13 protein-coding genes and 1 pseudogene are annotated in these 14555 nt (G+C 73.5%); 5 read left to right on the forward strand and 9 right to left on the reverse strand.

The window, feature by feature from the left end:
• Positions 1-91: 91 nt before the first annotated feature.
• A complete protein-coding gene (locus QNO07_RS18180) occupies positions 92-964 on the reverse strand; it encodes a menaquinone biosynthetic enzyme MqnA/MqnD family protein (RefSeq protein WP_283993182.1) in 873 nt (290 codons plus the stop codon).
• Positions 965-1204: 240 nt separating this feature from the next.
• Here QNO07_RS18180 and QNO07_RS18185 point away from each other — a divergent pair, with 240 nt between their 5' ends.
• Positions 1205-1408 carry a cold-shock protein gene (locus QNO07_RS18185; protein WP_267090929.1) on the forward strand — a complete coding sequence of 68 codons (204 nt, stop codon included), beginning with the start codon at positions 1205-1207 and terminating at the stop codon, positions 1406-1408.
• A gap of 113 nt (positions 1409-1521) precedes the next feature.
• Here QNO07_RS18185 and QNO07_RS18190 read toward each other — a convergent pair whose 3' ends face one another.
• The 3 genes from QNO07_RS18190 to QNO07_RS18195 all read right to left on the reverse strand — a co-directional run bounded on the left by QNO07_RS18190 (position 1522) and on the right by QNO07_RS18195 (position 2594).
• A complete protein-coding gene (locus QNO07_RS18190; RefSeq protein ID WP_283993185.1) occupies positions 1522-1692 on the reverse strand; it encodes a hypothetical protein in 171 nt (56 codons plus the stop codon).
• A gap of 68 nt (positions 1693-1760) precedes the next feature.
• Positions 1761-1928: a DUF1707 SHOCT-like domain-containing protein gene (locus tag QNO07_RS27720; RefSeq protein ID WP_502961875.1), complete on the reverse strand. Its 168-nt coding sequence runs from the start codon at positions 1926-1928 to the stop codon at positions 1761-1763.
• Between the two features lie 24 nt (positions 1929-1952).
• The gene (locus tag QNO07_RS18195; protein ID WP_283993186.1) at positions 1953-2594 is read right to left on the reverse strand and encodes a TetR/AcrR family transcriptional regulator; all 642 of its coding nucleotides are present in this window, start codon (positions 2592-2594) and stop codon (positions 1953-1955) included.
• A gap of 116 nt (positions 2595-2710) precedes the next feature.
• Here QNO07_RS18195 and QNO07_RS18200 point away from each other — a divergent pair, with 116 nt between their 5' ends.
• Both QNO07_RS18200 and QNO07_RS18205 read left to right on the forward strand, forming a co-directional pair.
• The gene (locus QNO07_RS18200; RefSeq protein WP_283993187.1) at positions 2711-4015 is read left to right on the forward strand and encodes a cytochrome P450 family protein; all 1305 of its coding nucleotides are present in this window, start codon (positions 2711-2713) and stop codon (positions 4013-4015) included.
• 305 nt (positions 4016-4320) lie between these two features.
• Positions 4321-5349, forward strand: a complete 1029-nt coding sequence (locus QNO07_RS18205) for a TauD/TfdA dioxygenase family protein (RefSeq protein ID WP_283993188.1) — start codon at positions 4321-4323, stop codon at positions 5347-5349.
• Positions 5350-5451: 102 nt separating this feature from the next.
• Here the strand turns inward: QNO07_RS18205 and QNO07_RS18210 are convergent, their stop codons facing one another.
• Positions 5452-5856 (reverse strand): ArsR/SmtB family transcription factor, encoded by a 405-nt coding sequence (locus QNO07_RS18210; RefSeq protein WP_283993189.1) that lies wholly within the window; start codon positions 5854-5856, stop codon positions 5452-5454.
• Positions 5857-6058: 202 nt separating this feature from the next.
• Positions 6059-6433, reverse strand: a complete 375-nt coding sequence (locus QNO07_RS18215; RefSeq protein WP_283993190.1) for a roadblock/LC7 domain-containing protein — start codon at positions 6431-6433, stop codon at positions 6059-6061.
• 773 nt (positions 6434-7206) lie between these two features.
• Between QNO07_RS18215 and QNO07_RS18220 the strand changes: the two are divergent.
• Positions 7207-8292 (forward strand): annotated as a pseudogene (locus tag QNO07_RS18220) (lipase family protein); the annotation flags it as partial.
• Between the two features lie 35 nt (positions 8293-8327).
• On the opposite strand, the gene QNO07_RS18225 reads toward QNO07_RS18220, so the two are convergent.
• Positions 8328-8627 carry a hypothetical protein gene (locus QNO07_RS18225; protein ID WP_283993191.1) on the reverse strand — a complete coding sequence of 100 codons (300 nt, stop codon included), beginning with the start codon at positions 8625-8627 and terminating at the stop codon, positions 8328-8330.
• A gap of 153 nt (positions 8628-8780) precedes the next feature.
• A complete protein-coding gene (locus QNO07_RS18230) occupies positions 8781-11090 on the reverse strand; it encodes an AMP-binding protein (protein ID WP_283993192.1) in 2310 nt (769 codons plus the stop codon).
• A gap of 255 nt (positions 11091-11345) precedes the next feature.
• Here QNO07_RS18230 and QNO07_RS18235 point away from each other — a divergent pair, with 255 nt between their 5' ends.
• A complete protein-coding gene (locus QNO07_RS18235; protein ID WP_283993193.1) occupies positions 11346-12419 on the forward strand; it encodes an alpha/beta hydrolase in 1074 nt (357 codons plus the stop codon).
• Positions 12420-12871: 452 nt separating this feature from the next.
• On the opposite strand, the gene QNO07_RS18240 is transcribed toward QNO07_RS18235, so the two are convergent.
• Positions 12872-14296, reverse strand: coding sequence for a dicarboxylate/amino acid:cation symporter (locus tag QNO07_RS18240; protein WP_502961876.1), 1425 nt, complete (start codon positions 14294-14296; stop codon positions 12872-12874).
• Between the last annotated feature and the right edge of the window lie 259 nt (positions 14297-14555).

Genomic DNA, 14555 nt, shown 5'->3' on the forward strand with positions numbered 1-14555 from the left:
GCCGCGAGGCCGGGCGGGGGCAGCCCGTCAGGGGCGGACCGTCACGGGCGGACCCGGTCACGCGCCGGTCGGTCAGCCGCCGTCCGGACCGTCAACCGCCGTCCGGGGGGCTGAGCAGGGTGACGGGGACGTCGGGGGCGTAGCCGGTGTCCGAGCCCGTCAGGCGGGCGAACTCGGTGATGCCGGCCAGCTGGTCGGGGCCCAGGCGGAAGTCGAGCGTGGTGAAGTAGCGGGCCAGCAGCTCCGCGTCGAACGCCTCCCAGCGGGCCGCCTGCTCGGCGACCTTGTCGACCTCCTCCAGCGAGACGTCGCGGGACGCCAGGAACGCCCGGTGCACCTCGTGCACGGTCTGCGGCTGCTCGGCGAGGTAGTCCCGCCGGGCCGCCCACACCGCGAACACGAACGGCAGCCCCGTCCACTCCTTCCACATCTGCCCCAGGTCGTGGACGTGCAGCCCCAGGCGCGGGGCGTCGTGCAGCGAGGCCCGCAGGGCCGCGTCGCCGATCAGCACGGCCGCCTGGGCCTCCTGCATCATCAGCCCCAGGTCGGGTGGGCAGGTGTAGTACTCGGGGCTGATGCCGAACCGCTCGGCCAGCAGCAGCTGGGCGAGCCGCACCGAGGTCCGCGACGTGGAGCCGAGCGCGACCCGTTCCCCGTCGAGGCGGTCCAGCGGCCCCTTGGAGACGATCACGCAGGACATGACCGGACCGTCACAGCCCACCGCGATATCGGGCAGGGCGACCAAGCCCGCACTATTGCGCAGGAATTCCACCAAGGTGATCGGTCCGATATCCAGACCGCCGTTCACCAGTTGTTCGCTCAGCTTTTCGGGGGTGTCCTTCGTCAGCTCCAGGTCGAGCAGCGTCCCGGTCCGTGCGAGCCCCCAGTAGAGGGGCAGGCAGTTCAGGAACTGGATGTGCCCGACCCGGGGGCGGGACCTGGGGGGACTGGGCTGCACACTCACACCCGCGAGGGTACGCCCGGGCCGTCCGGGACCGGTGGGCAGGCCGGTGACCAGGGCAACGGCAACAGATCATTTGCCTCTTCCCCAGTCCGGCGGGACCGTGCTAGGCTCGCCGCAAGTTGCAGTTTGGTTTCCCTTGCAGTACAGAGCCTGCGGAGCATGTAACCGCAGGCTTTCGTCGTTTTCAGACTTCTTGCAGGTTCTGGAGCAGGGCGACCCTTATAGGCCCAGGGAGGGCTTATGGCTACCGGAACCGTCAAGTGGTTCAACGCCGAAAAGGGCTTCGGCTTCATCGCACAGGACGGCGGCGGCCCCGACGTCTTCGTGCACTACTCGGCGATCAACGCGAGCGGCTTCCGCTCCCTCGAAGAGAACCAGCAGGTGAACTTCGACGTGACCCAGGGCCCCAAGGGCCCGCAGGCGGAGAACGTCAGCCCGGCCTGATGGTCGCGGTCTGATCTTCGTCACCCAAGGAGCCCCCGCCGACGGCGGGGGCTCCTGCCTTTCCCGGCCGCCCTTCCGTGGCCCGCGCGCCCTCCGGACCCGCCGCCCCCGGCTCAGCGGACGCCGCCCCACTCGCCGTGGACCTCCACCTCCACCTCGGGCAGCCGGCAGGTGGCCTGCGTGAAGTCGAGCACCGCACCGGCCGCACCGCCGCGCACCGTCACGTGGACGGGAACCTGCCACCGCCCCTTCTGCACCGCTCCGAGCAGACCGCCCTCCACCACCAGCGGCGGCCCCGGGTCGGGCGGGAGCGGGGGCGGCAGGTCGGCGGTCGGCGGTCAGCGGTCAGCGGTCAGCGGTCAGCGGCACCAGGTCGGCACGGGTGCACCGCGCTCAGCGCCGACTCCAGCCTGCCGTCCAACTCGGCCAAGTCCAGGCGGCCTTCCGCCGCGGCCGCCTGAAGCCGCTCCACCACGGCCTCACGTTCGGCGTGGGAGACGTGGAACCTGGATGGACACACAGGGTCCCGCCCGCGTCCGCGAGGTCAGCGGGCGCCGCCCGCCAGGGGGGTCATTCCGTGCAGCACCTCGGTCAACTGCGCGGCGTCGAGCGAGGGATCGGGCAGCGGCTCCACGGCGGCGGCGGCGCGCAGGCCGTCGAGAAGCAGCGCGAGATGGCGGCGCCAGGAGTCGCGGACCACCGCGGACGCGGCCGGGACCGTGCGCCCCAGGGCTGCGAGGGCGAGCAGCAGGTCCTCGGTGGTGACGTCGGCGCGCACCGAGCCCTGCCGCTGGGCCCGGGTGAGCAGCAGTTCGATGGTGCGGTGGTGATGGGCGTGGAGCGTGTCGAGTGAGGGGATGCCCTGCACCTTGGTGGTCATGAGGTCGTTCGCACCCCGGTCGGCTGCCAGCCCCTCGAAGATCCGGGTGAGGTAGCCGGTCAGGCCCTTCCACGGGTCGTGCGCGGTGCGGGCCTCCTCGCCGAGGTGCAGCGTCGCCGTCAGGGCTTCGCCGAAGACCGCGTCGATCAACGTGGCCCGGTCGGGGAAGCGGCGGTACACGGTGGCGTTGCCGACCCCGGCCCGCCGGGCGATGACGTCCAGCGGTGCCTCGACGCCCTGCTCCGCGTAGACCTCGCGGGCCGCTTCGAGGATCAGCTCCCGGTTGCGTTCGGCGTCGCGCCTCATGGCAGGGACCTTAGCAGCCGCATGACCCCCTTCGAGAGATCCGGGGAGTGCCCCCCACTTCTGCTACAGTGACAACCGGGGAGCACTCCCCGATTAGCTGCCGAGGGGATGTCGTGATGCCGGAAACCCACTCCACCGCCGCGAACACGCCGGGAGAGGACACCATGCGCGGCCCCACCCAGCCGGAGGTTGCCGCTCCCGGCGGCGTCGAGGTGTGCGATCTGTCCGCCCTGGCCGCCGCCGAGGGCTGCGACCTGGCGGCGGACCCCTCTCCCGTCTACGCCCGGCTGACCGGGGCCGGTCCTGTTCACCGGGTGCGGATTCCCGGAGTCGAGGGCGCCTGCTGGCTGATCACCGGGCACGAGCAGGCGTGCGCGGCACTGCTCGACACACGCTTCAGCAACGACATCCGCCACTCGGCGGCGTGGACCGACGACGGGGGCCACGCGGTCGGCCGCAACATGCTCCAGTCGGACGCCCCGCAGCACACCCGCCTGCGCAGGCTGGTCGCCGGGGAGTTCACCGCGCGGCGCGTGGAAGGGATGCGCCCGCGTGTGCAGCGACTCACCGACGCGTTGGTGGACGCGCTCGCGCACCAGCCACAGGTCGACCTGGTCGAGGCGCTGGCGCTGCCCCTGCCCTTGGCGGTGATCTGCGAACTGATGGGCGTGCCGGAGACCGACCGGGCTGCGTTCCACCGCTGGTCGAGCGAGACGGTCGACCCCGGCAGCCCAGAGGCCGGAGCCGCGGCGGCGGCCGCCATGTCCGGCTACTTCACCGAGTTGTTCGCCCTCAAGCGAGCAGGTGGTGACGACGATCTGCTGGGTGCACTGGTCAGGGCCAGCGACAGGGCCGCGTCCGCCGCCGAGGGCCGGCTCACCGAGGAGGAACTTCTCGGCATGGCATTCCTGCTGCTGGTCGCCGGGCATGAGACCACGGTCAACCTGCTCTCCGGCGGCGTACTCGCCCTCCTTCAGCACCCGGAGCAGTTCGAGGCTCTGCGCGCCGACTGGTCCCTGCTGGACGGTGCCGTCGAGGAGATGCTGCGCTGGACCGCGCCCGTACAGACGTCGGCCTTCCGTTTCACCACCACCTCCGTGACGGTGGGCGGCACGGAGATCCCAGCGGGCGAGCCGGTGCTCATCGGCCTCGCCGCAGCAAGTCGGGCCGAGGAACTCCTCCCGCGTGCCGCGGAGTTCGACATCCACCGCCCGATATCGCAGTCCCGTGCCCATGTGGCCTTCGGACACGGTGCGCACCACTGCCTGGGCGCGCCACTGGCCCGGATGGAGGCCCGGACAGCGATACGCACCCTGTTGCAGCGGTGCCCCGGCCTGCGTCTGGCCGAGCAACCACCGAGCTGGCGATCCCACATGCTGCTGCGCGGCCCGCGCACCCTGCCCGTGCTGACGGGAGCGTGACCGGCCCTGGGTAGCTGACGACGGGTTGACAGGGGTGCCGGGCCGTTCCCACACTGACGGCATGATCACGCACTCGTTCACCGCGCCGGGGCCCTCGTGCGCCCCGGACCGGGACGGGTGCGAGCGGTCCGGTCGATAGCTGCGGACCTCCCGCCCGGCCCCTCTGCGCCGGGCACTCCGCCGCCCCCGTACCGCCACTGTGGACCAGGTGCCCCGCGCCTCTCCCTGCTCTCCCCCTCCGTGCGCGGTTCGCGGGCTGTCAGGCCCCCGTTCGCACCGGCCCTCGCACACCCGCAGGAGCACAGATGACCGTCACCACCGGTGGCCCCGCCCCCGCCCCGACCTTCTCCCCGTCCTCCCCCTCGCCGGTCCCGGCCACCCCCGTCTCCGACTGCCCGCCCGCTGCCGAGCGGGCCGCCGGTGTGTGGTTGCGGGAGGCCCGTGTACCGGACGGCGGCCTGTTCGAGGGCCGCCGGGTGCTGCGGCGGGTGCCCGACGGCTGGGAGGGCCGCCCCTACGAGCGGTTCGAGCTGGTGCCGCGCGGGCGGCTGATCGGCGCCGAGATACGCGGCGTGGACCTGTCCCGTCCGCTGGCCGACGGGCTGCGGGAGGAGCTGAACCGGGCGCTGCTGGAGTGGAAGGTGCTGTTCTTCCGCGGCCAGGGCCTCAGCTCCGCGCAGCAGCGCGCCTTCGCCCGCCACTGGGGCGAGTTGGAGACCAACCCGCTGCTGGCCACGGGGTCGGCGGCGGAGGTGGTGCGGTTCGAGAAGGGCGGGGACGCGGCGCCGACGTTCGAGAACGTGTGGCACGCGGACGTCACGTTCCGGGAGCGGCCCGCGATGGGTGCGGTGCTCCAGCTCCACGAGGTTCCGCCGGTCGGTGGCGACACGATGTGGGCGGACATGGCCGCCGCCTACGACAACCTGCCCGCCGAGGTGCGCGCGAGGATCGACGGCGCCACCGCCGTGCACGACTTCATCCCCGGTTTCGCCCGGTTCTACGGACCGGAGCGGCTGGCCCCGCTGCAGGACGCCTTCCCGCCCGTGCAGCACCCGGTGGTCCGCGTCCACCCGGAGACCGGTCGGCGGCTGCTGTTCGTCAACACCTCGTTCACCACCCGCATCACCGGCATGGACCGGGAGGAGAGCGACACCCTGCTGCGCTACCTGGTGCAGCAGGCCCATGTGCCGGAGTACCAGGTGCGGTGGCGCTGGCGCGCCGGCGACCTGGCCTTCTGGGACAACCGCGCCACCCAGCACTACGCCGTGGACGACTACGCGCCGCACCGCCGCGTCGCGGAGCGGGTCGCCATCGCCGGGGACCGCCCCCGCTGAGCGGCGGGCTGCCGTCTGCGCACGGCTGCCGTCTCCGCCGGGTGCGCGATATCCGGCGGGTGCGCGTTATCCGGCGGGTGCGCGTTATCCGGCGGGTGCGCGTTATCCGGCGGAGCCGGGCACCCGTTCCAGGTCCGGTCGCCCGGCGGGGTGGTGGTCCTTCAGATGGTCGGCCTGGCCGTCAGCCTGGCGGAGTTCGGCAAGCAACTCGGTCTGTCCGGCGAGCAGTTCGGTCAGGATGCGCCGGGCAGCCGCCAGTAGCTCGGCCACGTCGCCGCCCGCGAGCGCGTAGTTGACGGTGGAGCCGTCGCGGATGGACACCACGATGCCCGACCGCCTCAGCACCGCCAACTGCTGTGACAGGTTCGAGGGTTCGACCTCGATCTCGTTCAGCAGGTCCCGCACCGACACCGGGCCGTGCTGGAGCAGTTCCAGGACGCGGATGCGGACCGGGTGCCCGAGCATGCGGAAGAACTCCGCCTTGGCCTGGTACAGGGGTACCTGCATCGTGAAGTCTCCTGCCGCAGTCGATGGTTCGCCTCTCCCCGAGCGGCGGGCCGGGCATGTCCGACCCGGCTCGGCGGGGTCGTCCCGTCCATCCTGCCGCCTCCGGGCCCCGCGCCCCCATGACATTGATCGAATCACGATGTGTCGAATTGAAGAAATCTTCAACTTGTGGGCGCACGGAGTCCGGAGGGCGGGTGCGCGACTAGACCTCCAGTTCCGCCTCGACGCGCTTCAACTGGTGGCGGGCCATCGCCAGGTTGGCGTTGCGCTTGTCCAGCACCAGGTACAGGAAGAGGCCGTTCCCGCCGCGCCCGCTGATCAGCCGGATGAGGTGGTACTGGCCGCCGAGGGTGATGAGCACGTCCTCGATCTCGTCCTTCAGCCCGAGGTGCTCCATGGTGCGCACCTTGGCGCGGATCACGTCGGTGTTGCCTGCGGCGGCAACCGACAGGTCGAGGTCCTTACCTCCGCCGATGGTGCCGAGCGCCATGCCGCTGGTGTAGTCGACCAGGGCAGCGCCCACGCTGCCCTCGATCGAGGCCATGGTCTCCTTGAGGGAGGTCTCCACGTTCGCCATTCTGCAACTCACTCCTCGTCGCTGAACCGGGTTGGGGCGCCGTTCCGCCGCGTAGGGCCGCGGACGAATCGCCGGAAACCGGAGACTACGCAGCGTGGTGGGATGTTCGGATGGGTATACGGGTTCCCGCGGTGAGCACGCCGGACGGTTGTAGGATGCGCGCCGCCGAGCGCGGGCGACCCGGCGCACACGCGAGGGTGAACGCCGCCGCACACCCGTTCTCGCACCTCCGGGGGGTCATCACTACGGGTGCTTGCGCCGGCCCCGGCGGCGCGTCGCCCTGCCCCCGGGCGCCCGGCCCACAAGACTGAGCGGCGCCGGAACGGCGCAGGTCTGCCGACCGGCCTGGACGGGCTCCGTGCTTCTCCCGCACCCCCCTCGGAGAGGCGCACGAGCCAGCGAGCAGTGAGCCGGCGGATCAAGTGGAGTCAGTGGAGCCAGAGTTGCCAGTCCCCATTTCGCCGGTGGACCCGCCCGGCCACCCGGCCGCCCGTCACCCGGCCGCCCGTCACCGCCGGACCCTCCAGGTCCGCAGGACCAGCCGGGCCCACCGGACCAGCCGGACGCCCCGGGCGCGCAGGACCCTCGGCGCGTTCGCCGCGTTCCTCACCCTCACAGCCGGTACGCCCCCGGCCGCTGCCCACTCCGCGCCGCCCCCTGCCCCACCGGCCCTCGCCCCATCGGCCCACGCCCCATCGGCCCTCGCCCCTTCAGCCCACACCCCATCGGCCCAGGCCAGACCGGCCCACACCCCGCCGGTCCCTGCGCCGCGTGCGCCGGAGGGCGCCGGGCAGCGGCCCGGCGAGCTGGTCAGCGTCGTGCCACAGCGCTTCAAGCCCAGCCCTCTGACGCCGCCCACGGCCAGGTCGTGGAGGATTCACTACCGCTCGACGACCGCTGACGGACGTCCGAACGTCGTCTCCGGCACCGTGATCGTGCCCCCGGGCCGGCGCACCGGCCCCCGCCCGCTGCTCACGTACGCCGTCGGCACGGTCGGCCTCGCCGACCAGTGCGCGCCCTCCCGCACGTTCCCGACCGGCAGGACGAGGGAGGGCACGCTCGTGCAGCAGGCGCTGGACCGCGGCTGGGCGGTCGCCGTCACCGACTACGAGGGCCTGGGCACTCCGGGCGTGCACACCTACACCGTCGGCCGGTCCGCCGGGCACGCGGTGCTGGACGCGGCGCGGGCCGCGCTGCGGCTGCCGGAGGCGGGCCTCGCCGCGGACGCGCCGATCGGAGTCATGGGCTACTCGCAGGGCGGCCAGGCGTCGAGCTGGGCCGCCGAACTGCACGCCTCGTACGCGCCGGAGCTGCGCGTGAGGGGCATCGCGACCGGGGGCGTGCCGCAGGACCTGCTGGCGGTGGCCGCGCACAACGAGGGGCGGGCCGGTTCCGGGCTGGTCGTGATGGCCGCGATCGGCCAGGACGCGGCCTTCCCCGAACTGGCACTGGACCGGTACCTCAACGCCCGGGGCAGGCTCCAGCGCCGGATCGCGGAGAACCAGTGTGTGGAACTGGCCTCGGGCACCTGGCCGTTCGGCCGCTTCGACGCCATCACCCACACCAACCCGCTGACCCGCCCCGACTGGGTGCGCCGGCTCGACCAGTCCCGGCTCGGCCGGACCGCGCCGCAGGCGCCCGTCTTCCTCTACCACGGGTCCGCCGACACTCTCATCCCCTACTGGTCCGGCACCGGACTGCGCGACGAGTGGCGGTCCCGGGGCGCCGACGTCACCTTCACCACGCTGCCGCTGAAGCACGTCCCCGGCGCCTACGGCGGCGCGCCGCTCGCCATGGCGTGGCTGGCCGACCGCTTCCGCACGGGCACGGGTGCGAGCGGGGGCACGAGCGGGCGCTGACGGCTACCGGACCGGCAGCTGACGGCGGACTGGCCTCAGTGGTCGTCCCAGTGGCCGTCGTGGGCGGCGTGGCGGTGGCCGTCGTGCACGTAGTCGGTGTGGTCGCCGTGCGGGACCGGCTGGTGGCCGCAGCCCTCACCGTGCTCGTGACCGTGCTCGGCGTGCACGATGTGCCCGGCCGGCTCGCACTCGTCCCAGTGGTCGCCGTGCGAGCGGTGCAGATGCCCGTCGTGGGCGTACTCGACGTGGTCGCCGTGCTCGACCTGCTGATGGCCGCAGTCCGGGGCGTGCTCGTGGCTGTGCGCGTCGTGGATCGCGTGGGTGGCTGACGTCATCGCGGTGCTCCCTGCCTCGGGGCGTCCCGCGACGGGCCCGCGACGGGCGCGGGCTGCGGTGCCGCAGGAGCCTGCTGACACGTCCAGCCTAACGCCGGCGCCCGGTTGCGCACCTTTGCCCCGGTTCACCCGCCCGGTCCGGCCGCCAGGCGCTCAGTCGTAGAGCGCCTGGATCTGCCGGGCGTGGTCGCGGGTGATCGCCGCGCGGCGCAGCTTCAGCGACGGCGTCAGGTGGCCGTCGGCCTCGGAGAAGGGGTGCGGCAGCACGGCGAACCCGCGGATGGACTCGGCGTGCGAGACGAGCCGGTTGGCCTCGTTCACGGCCTGCTGGAGGTTGTGCCGCAGATCGCCGTCCTCGACCAGGTCCTCGATCGGCACGTCCTCCTTGTGGTGCATGCGGCGCCAGTGGGTGAGGCCGTCGGGGTCAAGAGTGATCAGCGCCGTGAGGTGGGGCCGGTTGTCGCCGACGACCAGGCACTGGTCGATCAGCGGGTGGGCGCGCAGCCAGTTCTCCAGCGGTGCCGGGGCGACGTTCTTGCCGCCGGACGTGATCAGCAGGTCCTTCTTGCGGCCGGTGATCGTCAGGTAGCCGTCGGCGTCGAGTTCACCCAGGTCGCCGGTGGCGAACCAGCCCTCGGCGTCGGTCTCCGGCACCACCTGCCCGGTCGCGGCGTTCCAGTACCCGCCGAAGACGTGGCGGCCCTTCAGCAGCACCTCGCCGTCCTCCGCGATCCGCACCGCGGTACCGGGCACCGGCCAGCCGACCGTACCCAGCCGGGGCCGCTGCGGCGGGGTGACGGTGGACGCGGCGGTGGTCTCGGTCAGACCGTAGCCCTCGTAGACCTCGATGCCGGCGCCCGCGTAGAACGCGCCGAGCCGGCGCCCCAGCGGCGAGCCGCCGCAGATGACGTGCCGCACCCGGCCGCCGAGCGCCGCCCGCAGCCGCCGGTAGACCAGCGGGTCGTAGAGGCCGCGGGCCGCCCGCAGCACCCGCCCGGGGCCCCTGCCCTCACCCACCTGCCCCTGGGCCTGCGCCTCACCGAAGCGGACCGCGACGTGCGCGGCCCGGTCGAACGAGGACGCCTTGCGCATGTTCTCGGCGGTGGCCCGGCCGGTGTTGTAGACCTTCTCCAACACGTGCGGGATGGCCAGCAGGAACGTGGGCCGGAACGAGGCGAGGTCGGCGAGCAGCTCCTCGGACTGGATGCTGGGCGCGTGGCCGAGCCGCACCCGGGCCCGCAGGCAGCCCACGGCGACCATGCGGCCGAAGACGTGGGCGAGCGGCAGGAACAGCAGGGTGGACGCGGGCTCGTCGCTGACCGAGCGGAACACCGGGTCCAGCAGGGCGACGCAGTTGTCGACCTCGGCGAGGAAGTTGCCGTGGGTGAGCACGCAGCCCTTCGGCTGCCCGGTGGTCCCGGAGGTGTAGACGAGGGTCGCGACGGTGTCCGGTCCCAGCAGCGCGCGGCGCTCGGTGACGAGTGCGTCCGGCACCGGCCGTCCCCTGGTCACCAGCTGGCTGACGGCACCGTTGTCGAGTTGCCACAGGTCGCGCAGCCCCGGCAGGTCGCCTCGGATGCCGCTGACCAGCCGCACCCCCGCCACGTCCTCGACGACGACGGCCGCGGCCCCGGCGTCCTGGAGTATCCAGCGGGCCTGCGCGGGGGACGACGTGGGGTAGAGGGGGACGGTGATGAGCCCGGCGGCCCACGCGGCGAAGTCCAGCAGGGTCCACTCGTAGCCGGTGCGGGCCATGATGGCGAGCCGGTCGCCGGGACGCAGACCCGAGGCGAGCAGCCCGCGGGCGACGGCCTGCACCTCGGCGGCGAAGTCGGCGCTGGTGACGTCCCGCCAGCCGCCGTCCTCCTGCTTGCGCGCGAACACCACGTCGGTGGGCGCCTCGGCGGCGTTGTCGAAGGGGATGTCCGCCAGCGAGCCCCTGACCGGGGGCGGCACCAGCGGCTCCACCTGCGCCTGCCGGACCACGCCGTCCACCAGGTGCAGCAGGGGCGGCACCGGCGTCGCCCCTGCGTCCGCCGGACGGGTTCCGGACGCCGGACGGGTTCCGGACGCCGGGTCGGCTCCGGACGCCGGGTCGGCTCCGGACGCGGGGCCTGCTCCGCACGCGGGGCCGGCTCCGGACGCGGGGCCGGCTCCGGACGCGGGGCCGGGCTGCGGACCCGCCGCGGGCTCCGGTGCCGGCGCGGGCTCCCGCGCCGGAGTGGACCGGGGCGCGGGGGACGCCTGCGACGCGGCGCTCTCCAGGGCGCCCGCCGAGCTGCCCGCGTGGCCCGGGAGCCGGTGCGGGGTGAACGGGCCGCGCACGGCCCCGGCCGCCTCCGCGTCCTCGTGCCCGGCCGGACGGTCCGCCCGCGCCGGGCGCTCCGGAGCGGCGGCATCGTCCCCGCCGGCGGGCAGCGCGAGGCGGTCGGGCGGTGCGGGAAGGTCGCGCGATGCGGACATATGGGCTCCGGCCCCCCGGTTGACAGCGATTCAGTAACTGCTCGCGGTCGTAGGGTGACGCGACCGGGGTGTACTTGGCCAGAGCGCGTCGCGTTCCGACGAGACACCTTCACCGGACGGACACACACCGCCGCACCGGACGGGGACGCACACTGTCCCGAAACCGCCCGATTCCGGTAACCCTGTGGATGCCTGCGCGCCGCCTTCGCTTTCCCCCGGTGGACTGCGATGATCATCCGCACTGCGAGGAGTTCTGTGGGGAACGGCACCATCAAGGGCATGACCGGCCCGGTACGCGTGCGACGGCGGCTGGGACTGCTGCTGGTCGTGCTGGTCACCCTGCTGACCGCCGGCTGGTTGGACGGCGGCGCGGGCCCGTCCGCGCACGGCGGGCCGACGCGGCCCGGCGGCGCGCAGTCCGACGGCCCCCGGGCCGACCGGCAGCCGGGCCCTCCCTCGGCGACACTCGTCCGCTCCGAACGCAGCGCGCCGCGCACGGTGGACCTGACCATCGACTCGCCCGCACTGGGCCGCGAGGTCGGCACCCGGGTCCTGCTGCCGCCGGGCTTCGACACCCGGCCCGAGCGCCGCTGGCCGGTGCTGTACCTGCTGCACGGTTGCTGCTACCCGGGCGAGAGCTACCGGCTGTGGACGGAGAAGACGGACGTCGAGACGGTCACCGCCTCGCTGGAGGCGCTGGTGGTCATGCCGGAGGGCGGCCCGGTCGGCTACTACAGCGACTGGTGGCACGGCGGCCGCGGCGGAGCCGACGCCTGGGAGACCTTCCACCTGACCGAGCTGCGGCAGGTGCTGGAGCGCACGCTGCGGGCCGGCGACCGGCGGGCGGTGGCCGGGGTGTCGATGGGCGGTACCGGCGCGATGCTGTACGCCGCACGGAACCCGGGCGTGTTCACCATGGCGGCCTCGTTCAGCGGCAGACTGGACACCCAGGCCGACGCGGACGCGGTACTGCGCAAGGTGGCCCGCTTCACGCCCGACCCGACCGCGCTGTGGGGCGACCCGCAGGCCCAGTCGGCGGTCTGGGCCGCGCACAACCCGCAGCGGCTGCTGGAGGCACTGCCCGCGGGCTTCCCCGTCTACGTCTCCTGCGGTGACGGCCGGCCCGGCCCGATGGACGGGCCGAAGGCCGGGTTCAGCCGGCTGGAGGCGCAGTTCGACGGCATGGCCGAGGCCTTCGTCGACCGGGCCAGGGAACGCGGACTGCACGTCACCGCCCACCGATACGGCGCCGGCACCCACACCTGGCGCTACTGGGCGCGCGAGCTGGCCACCGCGCTGCCGCAGCTCGCCAGCGCCCTCGGGGTGTGACACTCCCCCGCGGACCGGTCGGCCGACCGCGGCGGCGACCGTGAGGTACCGCGGTCCCTCAGGCCGTGGGGAGGCGCGCGGGGCCGACCATTTCAGTGAGCGTGGTCGTGGGCATGGCGGATCAGCCTCCGTCGAGGTGGTGTACGGGCTGGTCGTGAGCCGGGTCCCGGACGGAGTGCGCCGCCCGGGACCCGGCCCCCAGACTGCCGCGCGCCCCTGGAGCCGTCGATCACGCCTGAGGTAACGCCCCTCGACCCCCGGGGTGATCACGCTGGCCCTCCGGCACGTCGTCCGGGCCGGTCTCCCGCGTCACCGGCAGATCCGGCCGCAGCGTCCCGGAGGCGACCACGGCTGTAGTCGCCGGGGTCGAACGCCGCACGCCCCCGGCGGCCGGGTGGCCGTCGGGGGCGTGCGGGTCGTGCGGGGGCCGTGGCTCAGGCGGGGGCCGTGGCTCAGGCGGGGGCCGGAGCCGGGGACGGCGGGGCGGCGGAGCCCTTGCCGCCGGTGGCGTCGCTGACCGGTCCGCCGGTGCCGTCCGCGGCGGCGCCGTCACCGGTGTCGTCGGTGTCGTTGATGTCGAAGCTCTTGGCGGAGGCGTAGGCGTCCGTGTCGAGGATCTTCTCCCGGGCCGAGACCAGCACCGGGACCGCGGCCTGGCCGGCCACGTTGGTGGCGGTCCTGATCATGTCGAGGATCGGGTCGATGGCCAGCAGCAGGCCGACGCCCTCCAGCGGCAGGCCCAGCGTGGACAGGGTCAGCGTGGTCATCACGGTGGCGCCGGTCAGACCGGCGGTCGCCGCGGAGCCGATCACGGACACGAAGACGATCAGCAGGTACTCCTGGAGGCCCAGGCTCACACCGAAGATCTCCGCCACGAAGATCGCCGCCAGCGCCGGGTAGATCGCGGCGCAGCCGTCCATCTTGGTGGTGGCACCGAACGGCACCGCGAAGGACGCGTACTCGCGCGGCACGCCGAGGCGCTCGGTGACCTTCTGGGTGACGGGCATCGTGCCGACCGACGAGCGGGAGACGAAGGCCAGCTGGATCGCGGGCCAGGCACCCCGGTAGAACTGCACCGGGTTGACCTTGCCGACGAGTCCCAGCAGCAGCGGGTACACGCCGAACATCACCAGGAGGCAGCCGATGTACACGTCGATGGTGAAGGTCGCGTAGGGGCCGAGCAGGTCCCAGCCGTACTCGCTGACGGCCGTCCCGATCAGGCCGAGCGTGCCCAGCGGGGCGAGGCGGATGACCCACCACAGCGCCTTCTGGAGCAGCGCCAGCACGGCCTCGCCGAAGCTGAGCAGCGGCGCGGCGCGGTCGCCCAGCTTCAGGGCGGCGATGCCGACGACGGCGGCCATGAAGACGATCTGCAGCACCTTCAGCTCGGTGAAGGGCGTGATGACGTTCTCCGGGATGATCCCGGTGAGGAAGTCCAGCCAGGAGCCGGACTTCTCCGGCCGTTCGCCGTCGGCGGGGTTGAGGCCGGTGCCGGCGCCGGGGCTGGTGAGCAGGCCGATGGTGAGGCCGATGCCGACCGCGATCAGCGAGGTGATCAGGAACCACATCAGCGTGCGGCCGGCCAGCCGGGCGGCGTTGGACACGTTGCGCAGGTTGGTGATCGAGATGGCGATCGCGAAGAAGACCAGCGGTGCCACGACCAGCTTCAGCAGCTGGACGAACGTTCCGCCGACGCGGTCCAGGGCGGTGCCGAGCCAGGTGACGTCGGCACTGCGGGCTATCCACCCGAGCAGCACGCCGAGGACGAGGCCGGCGAGTATCTGGGCCCAGAACGGGACCCTGGGCACGCGGGAGCGCGACGGGGACGCGCCCGGCGCCGGTGCGGGCGCGGGGGACGGGCTGGACGACGTGGACACGGACACACTCCGGTTCGGCGAAGGGCGGACAGGTGGGGACAGGCAGAGGCCAAGCGGGGGCACAGCGGTGGGGCGGGCGGGGCGGGCGGCACGCGGAGCACTCGGCGGACGCTGGGCCCGCGGGCGGGGCCGCCGGCCGGCGGCGCTGGACGCGGCGCTGGACGCGGCGCTGGACGTGCACAGCCCTGGTGCGGGGCCCTGGCGGTGCGGGGCCCGGCCCGCCGGTGTCGCTAGCGGGTGCGACAGGCCGCGGTGAGGC

Origin of the sequence: Streptomyces sp. 549 (assembly GCF_030124175.1) — a bacterium.
GTDB lineage: Bacteria > Actinomycetota > Actinomycetes > Streptomycetales > Streptomycetaceae > Streptomyces.